Genomic DNA, 12,800 nt, shown 5'->3' with positions numbered 1-12,800 from the left:
GCTCAGGCGACATCGGAAAGGAGCGTCGTGGCGGCCGATACACCCGATGATTTGACGCTCTGGTACGACAAACCCGCCACCGACTGGGAGACCCAGGCGCTGCCCATCGGCAACGGCGCGCTGGGCGCCACGGTGTTCGGCGGTGTCACGACCGAACAGATCCAGTTCAACGAGAAGTCTCTGTGGACCGGCGGTCCCGGCGCGGGTGGCTACAACTTCGGAAACTGGACCAGCCCCCGGCCGGGAGCGATCGCCGAGGTTCAGGCGCAGATCGACCGCGACGGGAAGATGTCCCCCGAGGCGGTGGCGGCCAAGCTCGGCCAGCCCAAGAGCGGCTTCGGCGCCTACCAGACCTTCGGCGACCTCTGGCTCGACATGCCCCAGACGACCGCCACCGGCTACCGGCGTGAGCTGAGCCTGCGCGACGCGGTCGCCAAGGTCGGCTACACCGCGGACGGGGTGACCTACTCCCGCGAGTACTTCGCCAGCCACCCCGGCAACGTGATCGTCGGGCGGCTCTCCGCCGACCAGGCGGCCAAGGTCTCCTTCACGCTGCGCACCTCCTCGCCCCGCTCCGACCAGCAGGTCTCGGTCGAAGGCGGCCGGCTGACGGTCCGCGGCGCGCTCAAGGACAACGGCATGAAGTTCGAGTCGCAGGTCCAGGTGGTCACCCAGGGCGGCACCCGTACCGACGGGGCCGACCGGATCACCGTCACCGGCGCCGACAGCGCGATGTTCGTGCTCTCGGCGGGCACCGACTACGCCGACACCTACCCCGCCTACCGGGGCACCGACCCGCACGCCGCGGTGACCAAGGCCGTGGACGACGCGGCGGGCAGCACCTACGACGCGCTGAAGGCCGCCCACCAGGCCGACTACAGGGAACTGTTCGACCGGGTGAAGCTGGACATCGGCCAGAAGGCCCCGGCGATCCCCACCGACCGGCTCCGCGCGACCTACACCGGCGGCGCGACGACCGACGACCGGGCGCTGGAGGCCCTGTTCTTCTCCTACGGCCGCTACCTGCTGATCGCCTCCTCCCGTGAGGGATCGCTCCCGGCCAACCTGCAGGGCGTGTGGAACAACTCGACCAATCCCCCCTGGTCGGCCGATTACCACGTCAACATCAACCTGCAGATGAACTACTGGCTCGCCGAGCAGACCAACCTCTCCGAGACGACCGAGCCGTACGACCGCTACATCCAGTCGATGATCGCTCCCGGCACGAAGACCGCCCGGGAGATGTTCGGTTCGCGCGGATGGGTCGTCAACAACGAGACCAACCCGTTCGGGTTCACCGGCGTGCACGACTGGGCCAGCTCGTTCTGGTTCCCCGAGGCCGCCGCATGGGTGACCCAGCAGATGTACGACCACTACCGCTTCGGCGGCGACACCGCCTACCTGCGCGACACCGCCTACCCGGCGATGAAGGGGGCGGCCGAGTTCTGGCTGGACAACCTGCACGTCGACCCGCGTGACGGCAAGCTCGTGGTCTCCCCCAGCTACTCCCCCGAGCAGGGCGACTTCTCCGCCGGCGCCTCGATGTCCGAGCAGATCGTCTTCGAGCTGCTGACCAACAGCCTGGAGGCGGCGAAGAAGCTCAAGGTGGACACCGCCTTCCAGGCGGAGGTGAAGGCCGCGCTGGCCAAGCTCGACCCGGGCATCCGGATCGGCTCCTGGGGACAGCTCCAGGAGTGGAAGAACGACTGGGACGACCCCAACAACACCCACCGGCACGCCTCGCACCTGTTCGCCCTGCACCCCGGACGGCAGATCAAGGCGGGCACCCCGGAGGCCGAGGCCGCCAAGATCTCCCTCACCGCCCGCGGCGACGGGGGCACCGGCTGGAGCAAGGCCTGGAAGATCAATTTCTGGGCGCGGCTGCTGGACGGCGACCACTCGCACAAGATGCTCAGCGAGCAGCTCAAGGGCTCCACGCTGGACAACCTGTGGGACACCCACCCGCCGTTCCAGATCGACGGCAACTTCGGCGCCACCTCCGGCATCTCCGAGATGCTGCTGCAGAGCCAGCACGACACGATCGACGTGCTGCCCGCGCTGCCGTCCGCCTGGCCCACCGGCTCGGTCACCGGCCTGCGCGCCCGGGGCGACGTGACCGTGGACGTGTCCTGGAAGGACGGCGCCGGCGAGAAGATCACCCTGCACCCGGGCAAGACCGGGCCCATCACGGTCCGCTCGGCTCTGATCGGCGGGCGCTACCGCGTCTACGACGAGCAGGGGCACGAGGTGGGACCCTCGCGGTCGGGCGACACGCTGAGCTGGAACGCCCGCGCCGGGAAGTCCTACACGATCCTGAACGAGGTGTCGGTCAAGATCGCCACCCCCGCCGGCGCCGAACCGGGCGTCGCCCTTCCCGCGGAGGTCACCGTCGCGGCCGTCCAGAAGCGGGCCGTGCCCGCGAGCACGCTGAAGCTCACCCTTCCCGAGGGCTGGACCGCCACGCCCGCCTCCGTCAAGCTGCCCGCCGTGGCGCCCGGCAAGACCAGGACCGCGTCGTTCACCGTCACACCCGGACCGGTGAGCGGCGGCCGGCTCGCCAGGATCACCGCCGTACTCGCCGGGAACAACTGGACGGCGTCGAGCTCCACCGCCGTCGGTCTCACCCCCTGCGCGGTTCCCCCGGCCGACCGGGCGGTCGTCGCGTGGGATCCGTCCTCGGGCACGACCGTCGCCGACGCCTCCGGGAGCGGCAGGGACGCCACCGTCTCCGGCACCGCGACCTACGACGCCTCGGCGCCGACGGGCAGCGGGCTGATGCTGAACGGCTCCACCTACCTGACGACCGGCGACACGACCCTCGGCTTCCTCCAGGAGGCGACGTTCGCGGCGGAGGTCAAGATCGCCGGTAGCGGCTACCGGCGCCTGTTCGACTCCCAGCCCTCCGGCGACCCCGGAACGGACGGGATCATCATCGACCTGACCCCGTCGAACACGCTGCGCTTCATCGGCGCGGGGCTCAACGTCGGGCTCAGCGGGACCGTCCCGACCGGCCGCTACATCGACCTGGTGGTCACCATGGGCCGCGACGGCACGATCAACGCCTACGTGGACGGCGCCCGTATCGGCGGCGGCACCGCGACCACCGACGGCATCACCGGCTGCACCGCCCGCCCGCTCCGCTTCGGAGCCGACCAGGGCGGCGGCCAGCGCCTCACCGGGGCCGTCGACCGCATGGCCATCCTTCCCAGGGCGCTGACCGCGGCCGAGGTCGGCGGCTGGCGGGACATCGCCTTCTGATCCGTCCGACGGTCATCTGAGACGAGGCCCGGGGAGCGACCGCTCCCCGGGCCTCGTTCTTTGGCCCCGCCGCCTCGAACACCGTGCCGCTCCGAACACCGGCGCTCCGAACATCACCGCCTCGCACGCCGCCGCCCCGCACGCCATCGCCCGGACGCCGCGGCTGTGACCCTCGCATCCCGGGCGTCACCACTCCGAACCTCGCGATCCCGCACGCCGCCATCCCGAACGCCGCGACCCTGAACGTCGCAGCTCCGGGCGTCGTCGCCCTTGACGCCGTCGCCGCCGCGTAATAGAACACGTTCTAGAACATTGTGCCGTCAGGCCCCCCGACGGCTCGGCACGACCTTCGTGGAAGGTGGCCTTCTTGACGTACTCGCGGCTCTTCCGTCCGCGGCGGACGGCCACGCGAGGAACATGTCACAAGATCAGGTGAGTACGGCCTACCGATCCCGTATCCCCGTAGGCTGCACCTTTATGAGCCGCGTCACAAGGACGCACGCACGGTTCGCGCAGGAGGACCTATGGACATCGATCTGGTCGACCAGGACTTCTACTGGCGCAATGGCGCGCCATACGACCAGTTGGGCTGGCTACGGGCCAATACCCCGGTCTACCTGCACGACGGCGACGCGGAGCGGGGTTGGCCGGGCTTCTGGGCGATCACCAAACACGCCGACGTCGTGCATGTCTCCCGCCGGTCCGACTTGTTCTCGTCGAGCAGGAAGCTCGCGCTGTTCAACGAGGTGCCCGAGGAGCAGCGTGAGCTCCAGCGGTTGATGATGCTCAACCAGGACCCGCCGGAGCACACCCGGCGCCGCTCCCTGGTCAACCGGGGCTTCACCCCTCGCATGATGGGCGCCCTGGAACAGCGCATCCGCGATCTCTGCAACCAGTTGGTCGACGAGGCCAAGGGCCTTCCCTCCGTCGACTTCGTCCGGGACATCGCCGCCCCGCTGCCGCTGTATGTGATCTGCGAGCTGCTCGGCGCCCCCGTCGAGGACCGCGACAAGATCTTCAAATGGTCCAACGAGATGATCGGGGCCGAGGACCCGGACTACGCGGCCGACCCCGCCGAGGGCACGAACGCGGCCATGGAGGTCTACGCCTACGCCAACGCGCTGGCGGCCGAGCGGCGCCAGCGTCCTCGCGAGGACATCGTCACCAAGTTGATCATGCCCGACGCGGCCGGTGAGACGCTCACCGAGGAGGAGTTCGACATGTTCGTGCTCCTGCTGGTCGTCGCGGGCAACGAGACCACTCGCAACGCGGCCTCCGGCGGCATGCTCGCCCTCTTCGAGAACCCCGAGCAGTGGCAGCGCCTGGTCGACGAGCCGGCCCTCGCGCGCACCGCGGCCGACGAGATCGTCCGCTGGGTCTCCCCCGTCAACCTCTTCCGCCGCACGGCCACCACCGACACGGTGATCGGCGGCCAGGAGATCAAGGAAGACGACAAGGTCGTGGTGTTCTACAGCTCGGCCAACCGGGACGAGGACGTGTTCGCCAATCCCGAGAGCTTCGACATCGGCCGCGACCCCAACCCGCACATCGGCTTCGGCGGCGGAGGCGCCCACTTCTGCCTCGGCAACCACCTCGCCAAGCTGGAGTTGCGGGTGCTCTTCGAGGTCCTGGCCGAGCGGCTGCCGAACCTGGCCCAGGCCGGTCCGGCCCGGCGGCTCCGTTCCAACTTCATCAACGGCATCAAGGACCTGCCCGTCACCCTCACCTGACGGCGGAGGGCTCGGACATCCAGAACCTGCCCGTCACCCTCGCCCGGCGACGGAGGGCTCGGTGGGGAAAACGAGAGAACAAGGCGGGAGGGCAGGGGGCGCGGCGGTGAGTCACGTCGCGTCCCCTTGCGCGCGTCAGGCGACGGAATGCGTCATCGTGCCCGCGTCGGTTGACGCGGCGGCCGGCGATTCAGGAGTGACGAGCCCGAGCGCCAGGGTGAGTGAGACCAGGAGGTGTGGAGTCGGCCACAAGGTTGTTTCTCCGTGAGGGACCGGAGCCGAGGACGTGACAGACCGGGAAATCGCGGCCGGTGGATGGAAGCCTGGACCCCTCGGTTCTCCGAACGGCCGACCTCGTAAGTGATGCTCGAAACGGTCATCACCGTGCCCCGCAAAGAAAAATCCGCGGTGACCTGCGCGCGAACTCGCACACACGAGCAACCGAAAAGGCAAATGCCGCGCCTGGCATTTCCCAGGCGCGGCATTTGCGGCTATACGCTCAGGCCCTTACGAGGACTTGGAGCGGCGGAGTCGCGTTGACGAATGATGTGCAGTTCGCCGGATAGGCCGGAGGCCCGAGAGGCGCTCCCGGAGCGAAGAAGCCTTCGAGTACCGGTCTGGGAAGTCCCAGGAGACATCTCGAATGAGCGATGTCTCCACCTTCCTTCTGCACCGTGATGTGAAGGTACGGCAGAACCCCGTCGAGGCGACGTCGACCGTGTCCGCGGGATAGTTGGGTATCCCGGACATGTCGTGCCAGACAGGAGTCGTCCGCGGGTCGCGAAGGAACAGCGTTCCGTCGGTTCGCACGGATGTGATGATCTCGTCGAGGGGCAGGAACGCCGAGTCGACGGCGGACGGCGGTGCCAGGGGCCCAACCGGGCCCGCCGGACCCGCCGGACCCGCCGGACCTGTGGCGCCTGTGGCACCCACCTCGCCGGCCGAGCCCGGAGCGCCAGGAGAACCAGCGGGACCTGCCGGACCGGAGGACCGCCCGAGAGATCGGTCGGTCCCTGCGGCCCTTGTGGTCCCTGCGGGCGGGCGGCCCAGGCGGGCGCCTGCAGTGCCTTCTCGGGCACCTGCAGTCCCCGTCCCGGCCTCCATCCCAGTCCCTGTCCCTGTTCTTGGTCTTGATACCCGCGACTTTCATGTCGCGGGATTTCATATTCTTGGACTTGGCCCCCTTGAAATAGGGACGCAAGTTTTCGAGAGGACAAATCGCATGGCAGGTCGCTGCAGGGTAATTTTTGCCGACCCGCACGCCGGGGAGACGTAATACCGAATTTTCAATGAAGGCGACGGCACTCGCCGGAGTCTGACACAAAAGAGCCAGAATGGCACCGATTGCCGCTGTGGCGACGGCCAAACTCCGGCTACGCTTTCCGGATTCAACGCCCAGGGACCGTCTTTCACCAGCAGGGGTCATTGAATTCCATGTCGTTTCATGACTCCGGGGAATCAGATTCCGCGGCGATGGCGGCAAGCAGGAGGTACCCCATGATCGACATGGCAATGCGCAAATCCGGTTAGCGAGGTTTAAATGGATTTGCCAACAACGAGAACATGTCCCGATCTTTCAATTTCATCCTTTTGCTTCACACTTGATTGCACCTTGGATCATACAATCAAACCAAATGTCACCGATCTCAATTAAGGGGATTTTGTCTGGTTTTGTGAGTTGCAATCCACTGACTCAACCCACACCGTTTCCTTGTTCCCCCGCGGGAGGGGAGGCTCTAGTCTCGGTCTGGGCCTGTCAGAACTCATGGAGCCGATGATCGGCCGTCCTGACGGTCACTCCCGGAGTCCTTCCTGGAAAGGCTCGCCATGTCCACCGCTCTGCCGCTGTCACGCCGTATCGCGATCGCGTTCACGGTGTCCGCGCTCATGCTTGGCGGATCGCCCGTGGCCGCGGCCTCGAAACCCCCCGTCCCCGCACCGGACCAGGCACCGGGCGACCTTCGGCGATCCGGCTCTCTCCTGCCGCTGACCGAGCTGGCCGTGCAGCGCATCCTGCTGGCCGACAAGGTCGCCGCGGCGAAGTTCGGCACCGATCAGCCCATCGACGACCCCGCCCGGGAGCGGCAGGTGCTGGACCAGGTCACGAGCCTGTCCGACCGCATGGGGCTCAATCCGGCAGCCGGCCTGCGCTTCTTCCGCGACCAGATCGAGGCCGGCAAGGTCGTTCAGCGCGGGCTGTACGCGCGATGGACGACCCGCCCGGAGCTGCGCCCGGCCGAACGGTCCGACCTCGCCGGGGAGGTCCGGCCGCAGCTCGACACGATCACCACAGAGGTCATGGAGCAGTTGAAGGCCACCACGGACACCCGGGGCGCGAGCGACTGCGCCGTCCGGCTGTCCGGTGCCGTGCTGTCCGCCACACGGCACCGGCACCTGGACAGGCTGCATCGCGACGCTCTCGACGACGCGCTCGGCTCCGTCTGCACGACTCCCTGATCCCCGCGGGGTCGCCCTCGGCGGGTCAGACCTGCTTGAGGAATCCGGCGTCGACGGCGAAGTCCGCGCCGGTGGTGCTCGCCGAGCGCGGCGAGACGAGCAGGGCGATCACGTCCGCGACCTCCTGCGGGTCGACGAGGCGTCCGGTCGACAGCTTCATCATCTCCGGTGCGACGCTGTCCATCACGCTGTCGCGGTCGGTGCCCGCCTGGGCGGCGATGATGTCGGCCGCACCGCCCTCCTCGGTCCACCACGCCGTCCGCACGGGCCCCGGAGAGACGGTGTTCACCCGGATGCCCTGCGGTGCGAACTCCTCCGACAGCGCCTTGGTCAGGTTGTTCAGACCCGCCTTGGCGGCGTTGTAGTCGACGTTCATCGGGGCGGGCAGCCGGGCGTTGCCCGAGGAGACGTTGACGATCGAACCGCCGCCTCGCTGGAGCATCGGCGGGATGGCGGCGCGGATCGCGCGCACGGCCGAGAACAGGTTGAACTCGAACATCACCCGCCAGTCGTCGTCTGTGGGGGCCAGGAACGAGAAGCGCGGCAGGGCCACGCCGGGCGGCGGGCCGCCGGCGTTGTTCACCAGGATGTCGAGCCCGCCGAACTCCTCCACCGCACGCGCCACGATCTGGGCGGGCGCCTCGGGGTCCATCAGGTCGGCCCGCACGTGGAGCAGGTCGGCGCCGTCGAGCGCCTCCAGCTCCGGAGTGCTCTTACGCGAGGCGGCCACGACGCGGACGCCCTCGCCGAGCAGAGTACGGGTGACGGCCAGGCCGATGCCCTTGGAGGCGCCGGTGACGACCGCGACGCGGCCGGAAAGCTGCAGATCCATCAAGTGTCCTTTTCATCGCCACATCCCGCCCGGGAAAGGAGGGGGATCTTCACGGGAGAAAGCTATGGCGAGCGCGCGGACCGGAGGCGGCGAGATTCGGACCAGCAGTTTCAGCGAGATTCGGACCTGCAATCCGGCGCGGTCGACCGGCCCGTCCACGGTCGTGAGACAACGGCGTGACGAGGTCATCGGGGCCGGGCGCCGGGACGCCACGACGTCGTGTCGCGTAGCCGTACACACCGAACTCCACGATCGTGTCCGTGTCGCCGGCCCGGTCGGCGCCGGGCCGGCCGACCCGCGGGACGAGCGGCGGCCCGCGAGGGCAGACGGTCACCTGCCCCCGAAGGTCCGCCGCCTTCGGGGCCGCCCGCCTCGGAGGTCGGCTACCTCTGCAGGTCGACGCATGAGTAGTAGGCGTCGTCGGTGTCGGCGATGTTCCAGACCGCGAGCACCTTCAACCGGCCTGTCCTGCCTCCCAGGTCCACGGTGTGCGCGACGGGCGAGGTGGGCACCGCCCCCTGGTTGTCGAACCGCGCGATCCGGGTGTTGCCGATGTAGTAGTCCCACGTGCCGGTCCGGTAGGCGGCGGTCAGCACCCAGGTGAAGGTGACGATGTTGCTTTTCACCTTCGTGGCCGGCCAGGGCTTGGTCTCGTCGTCGAGTTCGCGGAAGGCGGGGTTGTTGCCGCTGCACCTGCGCAGGTTCTTGACCCCCTTCACGCTCTGCGGCTGGGTGGAGGCGAGACCGCAGGAGACGTAGCGCGCCGCGCACGCGGCCTGCCGGCTCTTGGGCGAGGAGACGTATCCGTGCCGCAGCCGCAGGTCGAGCGACGATGGGGCGACGGACTCCGCGGCTCCGTACTGCGGCGACGGTTCGGCGTGAGCGGGGACGAGAGTGAAAGAGGTGGTGATCGCGGCGGCTGCGACGGCCAAGGCGGCGCGGTGGGCGCGGGAAAGCATACGACTCCTCCTGCTGGCACAAGGCCCCGCGCTGGTGTGGCATGGGCCTGCGGTAGGTATCCCGGCGCTGGGCGTCACCGCTCCGGCACTTCGGTGGGCGCGTGGTCGCGATGATGTCCGACCGGGTCACATTCACCTTAAGTCGAATATTCATCACTATGAGTAATCGACACGAAGCCACCGTCTCAGGCGGTGCCGAGAACGTCGTCCCGGTGGGCCACGGACGTGTCCTGTCCGTGGCCCACCGGGACATGTCCACACCGGCGGATCGACGGACGCGCGCCCGTCACGTCAGTCGGACAGTGCAAAAACGGTGGACGGGCCGGGTGAGCGGGAACGGCCGGAGGCCGGCGGAACGGGGATCTCACACCACACGGTCCGGCCCATCCCCCGGCCGTGCTCGCGGATTCCCCAGCGGCCCCTGGAGAGCGCGTCGACGATGAACAGCCCGCGACCGCCCTCCGCGCTCATTCGTGGCTGGACGGTCATCTCCCGCGAGAGATGTGGAGCGGTGAGCGCCGAACCCGGGTCGGAGACCTCCACATGGAGAAAATCCTCCGTGGCGGTCAGGGAGACCCCTATGAGGTCACCAGCGTTTCCCTGGTCCGAGTAGATGATGGCATTTGTCACCAGCTCAGAAATCACCAGAATGACTTCTTCAACTGCGGGATGGTCGCAGCCGAGCCATCTACGGACTTCCGAACGAGCCTGCGGCACCGAGTCACTGGTGCTTGCTAAGTAAGTCTCCCCAAGGGTCTCCGCTTTCATGCTGATAACCTTCCACTCCAGCTCTGCGTACTGGACTTTCAGACCCCACCATGCCCATCGGCCATTGACTAAAACACCGATGTCCATCCGGCCCATATCCCGGTTCTCTCAAACCGCAGTCGCGCTCGACGGCGAATGAGAATGCGCACTCGTTTCACGGATCGAGCGAACCCGGCCCGAGGACCTCGCGCGAAGTTCCGGAGGGAAGACATGGAAGCCCGCCCTCCACGACTCCGGACCGGAGATTTCACCCCCTCATTTCAGGACAGAGCTTCACAATCAGTGCGACGAGACAGGGTGAGCCAAAGAAAGTTTTACGCGGCGACAATTCATTCTCGCCGCATTTCCGGGAATCGATGGCAGACGCGCACCGAGCCCCAGGTCGTGCCCACCGGAAGGCGTCCCGGCGGGCACACCACCCGCGACATGGTGCTTCGTGTCACTTTTCGTGAATTTTATTTGATCATGGTATTTGCCAGACTGTTTCATCAACCGATTCTCTATCTACCCTCAATGGCGTTTCCACCGGCCCGAGAAACATGAATTGGTAATCGTTTTCAGCAGAGGAAATGCCGTAAGTGTGCGGATACAACCGATTCGATCACGGGAACTCGATGGAACCTTCAGCCACTCCCGCCGGACACCGTCGCTCGCGGAGACCGAGGATTCCTCGCGGAGGTTCCGGTTATCCGTACGCCAGATCGACGGGCACGGTCATCCTCGTCGTCGCGGCCCTGGTTTCCTCCTGTGGAAGGGACGACGATTCGCCCACCACCTCACCGACCGCCTCGCCGACCATGCCGTCGGCCGCCTCACCGGCCGTTCCGCCGGTACCCGTCGAACCGATTCCCATTCCAGAAGAACAAATAGCAAAGTTGCCGACTATAACCACTTATACGACATTGCGCGGGGCGCCAAAGGATCCCGACCCGTTTCACATCGCGGATGGATTCCTCATCCACCCCACGGCGAGACGGGTGGTCTACGCCCGTCCCGGAGGTCCCCCGCTGGGAGTGCTGCCGACCACCCAGCTGGACGATCCGACCTGGGTCCCGGTCGTCCAGAGGCTGCCGGGATGGGACCGGATCCTGTTGCCGAGCCGGCCGAACCGATCCACGGGATGGATCTACACCCAAGACGGAGGGCTCCGGGGCGCCTACAGCACCTACCGGGTGCGGATCGAGCTGGCCGCTCGCAGGATCACGGTGTTCGACGCCGAACGCCGGCTCGGATCCTGGCCGGTGGCCGTGGGCGCGCCCGGCACACCCACCCCGCGGGGACGGACCTTCCTGCTCGCCTCCGTGATCCCCGGTCGTCAGACCTACACCCCTCTGTTCCTCGCGCTGGGAACCCACTCGGGCACCCTCGACACCTTCGCCGGCGGCCCCGCGACGGTGGCCCTGCACGGCTGGCCGGACAGGGCCTCGTTCGGCCGTGACGTCAGTTACGGCTGCGTGCGCGTTCCGCCCGCCGCGCTGGAGCTGCTCTCCCGCATCCCGCTGGGCAATCCCATCATGATCACCGACTGATCCCTGTGGAGAGGCGAGGGCGAGCCGGAACCGGCGCGGGAGTTCACTGGTCGGGGTCGCCGCCGTTGGACAGCAGCTTGATGTCCGACTCGACCATCATCGTGATGAGTTCCTCGAAGGCGACCGAGGGCTCCCAGCCGAGCTGGACGCGGGCCTTCTTGGGGTCGGCGCAGAGCAGATCCACCTCGGCGGGGCGGTGCAGGGTCTGGTCGCCGACCACGTGCCGCTCCCAGTCCAGTCCCGCGGCGGCGAAGGCGGCCTCCACGAGGTCGCGGACGGTGTGCGTACGGCCGGTGCCGATCACGTAGTCCTCAGGCGTGTCCGCCTGGAGCATCAGGTGCATCCCCCGGACGTAGTCGCCGGCGTAGCCCCAGTCGCGGCGGGCCTCCATGTTGCCCAGGCGCAGCTCGGAGGCCAGACCGAGCTTGATCTTCGCGACTCCGAGGCTCACCTTCCGGGTGACGAACTCGGCGCCCCGGCGCGGGGACTCGTGGTTGAACAGGATTCCCGACACCGCGTACATGCCGTAGGACTCGCGGTAGTTCTGGGTCAGGAAGTGGCCGTACGCCTTGGCCACGCCGTACGGGGAGCGGGGGTGGAAGGGGGTGATCTCCGTCTGCGGGGTCTCGCGGACCTGGCCGAACATCTCCGAGGACGAGGCCTGGTAGAAGCGGATCTGCCCGGATCCGGCAGCCGTACGGGAGGAGGAGATGCCGGAGCAGACCCGGATCGCCTCCAGCATGCGCAGCACGCCCATGCCGGTGACCTCCGCGGTGAGCTCGGCCTGCTCCCACGACATCGGGACGAACGAGATGGCGCCGAGGTTGTAGACCTCGTCGGGCTGGACCTTCTCCACGGCGGAGATCAGTGAGCCCTGGTCGAGCAGGTCCCCACCGACGAACTGGACGTCCTGCAGGAACTTGCGCAACCGGGAGACGCGGGGGTTGGCCTGCCCACGGGCCAGCCCGTAGACCTCGTACCCCTGATCGAGCAGGAACTCGGCCAGGTAGGAACCATCCTGCCCGGTGATACCGGTGATCAGCGCGCGCCTGGCCAACGCGTCCTCCTCGCTCGTGGGGCGGGACTTTCGCCCGGTCTTGTGCTGTGTGATTGGCGAATGTACCGCCACACCTCTGGATGGGCATCATGTCCGTTGGGCCGTAACGAGAACACGTTTCACCGAATCAAGTTCGGTAGGACTAATCTCCCAGTTCGCGGCACGTGAGGCTCCGGCTAGGAACAATTCCACATCCGGTATACGAAGCTA

Annotated in this window: 9 protein-coding genes; 4 read left to right on the top strand and 5 right to left on the bottom strand. The window is 67.5% G+C overall.

All coding sequences use genetic code 11. The features are described 5' to 3' along the window. The first annotated feature begins 27 nt into the window (after positions 1–27). From J2853_RS41650 to J2853_RS41640, 3 genes are all read left to right on the top strand, one after another. A complete protein-coding gene (locus tag J2853_RS41650) occupies positions 28–3,258 on the top strand; it encodes a glycosyl hydrolase family 95 catalytic domain-containing protein (RefSeq protein ID WP_307567029.1) in 3,231 nt (1,076 codons plus the stop codon). 524 nt (positions 3,259–3,782) lie between these two features. Beyond that, positions 3,783–4,988, top strand: a complete 1,206-nt coding sequence (locus tag J2853_RS41645; RefSeq protein WP_307567027.1) for a cytochrome P450 — start codon at positions 3,783–3,785, stop codon at positions 4,986–4,988. 1,827 nt (positions 4,989–6,815) lie between these two features. Then, a complete protein-coding gene (locus J2853_RS41640) occupies positions 6,816–7,445 on the top strand; it encodes a chorismate mutase (RefSeq protein ID WP_307567025.1) in 630 nt (209 codons plus the stop codon). 25 nt (positions 7,446–7,470) lie between these two features. On the opposite strand, the gene J2853_RS41635 is transcribed toward J2853_RS41640, so the two are convergent. From J2853_RS41635 to J2853_RS41620, 4 genes are all read right to left on the bottom strand, one after another. Further along, a complete protein-coding gene (locus tag J2853_RS41635; protein ID WP_307567024.1) occupies positions 7,471–8,277 on the bottom strand; it encodes an SDR family NAD(P)-dependent oxidoreductase in 807 nt (268 codons plus the stop codon). 383 nt (positions 8,278–8,660) lie between these two features. Next, positions 8,661–9,236 (bottom strand): lytic polysaccharide monooxygenase auxiliary activity family 9 protein, encoded by a 576-nt coding sequence (locus J2853_RS41630; protein ID WP_307567022.1) that lies wholly within the window; start codon positions 9,234–9,236, stop codon positions 8,661–8,663. A 291-nt stretch (positions 9,237–9,527) separates the two neighbouring features. Continuing rightward, positions 9,528–10,091: an ATP-binding protein gene (locus tag J2853_RS41625; protein ID WP_307567020.1), complete on the bottom strand. Its 564-nt coding sequence runs from the start codon at positions 10,089–10,091 to the stop codon at positions 9,528–9,530. A 598-nt stretch (positions 10,092–10,689) separates the two neighbouring features. Further along, positions 10,690–10,857 carry a hypothetical protein gene (locus tag J2853_RS41620; RefSeq protein WP_307567018.1) on the bottom strand — a complete coding sequence of 56 codons (168 nt, stop codon included), beginning with the start codon at positions 10,855–10,857 and terminating at the stop codon, positions 10,690–10,692. A gap of 49 nt (positions 10,858–10,906) precedes the next feature. Between J2853_RS41620 and J2853_RS41615 the strand changes: the two genes are divergently transcribed. Next, positions 10,907–11,533, top strand: a complete 627-nt coding sequence (locus J2853_RS41615) for a L,D-transpeptidase (RefSeq protein WP_307567017.1) — start codon at positions 10,907–10,909, stop codon at positions 11,531–11,533. A gap of 43 nt (positions 11,534–11,576) precedes the next feature. On the opposite strand, the gene J2853_RS41610 is transcribed toward J2853_RS41615, so the two are convergent. Continuing rightward, the gene (locus J2853_RS41610) at positions 11,577–12,590 is read right to left on the bottom strand and encodes a GDP-mannose 4,6-dehydratase (RefSeq protein ID WP_307567016.1); all 1,014 of its coding nucleotides are present in this window, start codon (positions 12,588–12,590) and stop codon (positions 11,577–11,579) included. Positions 12,591–12,800 lie beyond the last annotated feature (210 nt).

Source organism: Streptosporangium lutulentum, from assembly GCF_030811455.1.
Taxonomy (GTDB): domain Bacteria; phylum Actinomycetota; class Actinomycetes; order Streptosporangiales; family Streptosporangiaceae; genus Streptosporangium; species Streptosporangium lutulentum.
The sequence above is the reverse complement of the archived record's forward strand: the minus strand, read 5'-3'. Positions and strand labels throughout refer to the sequence as shown.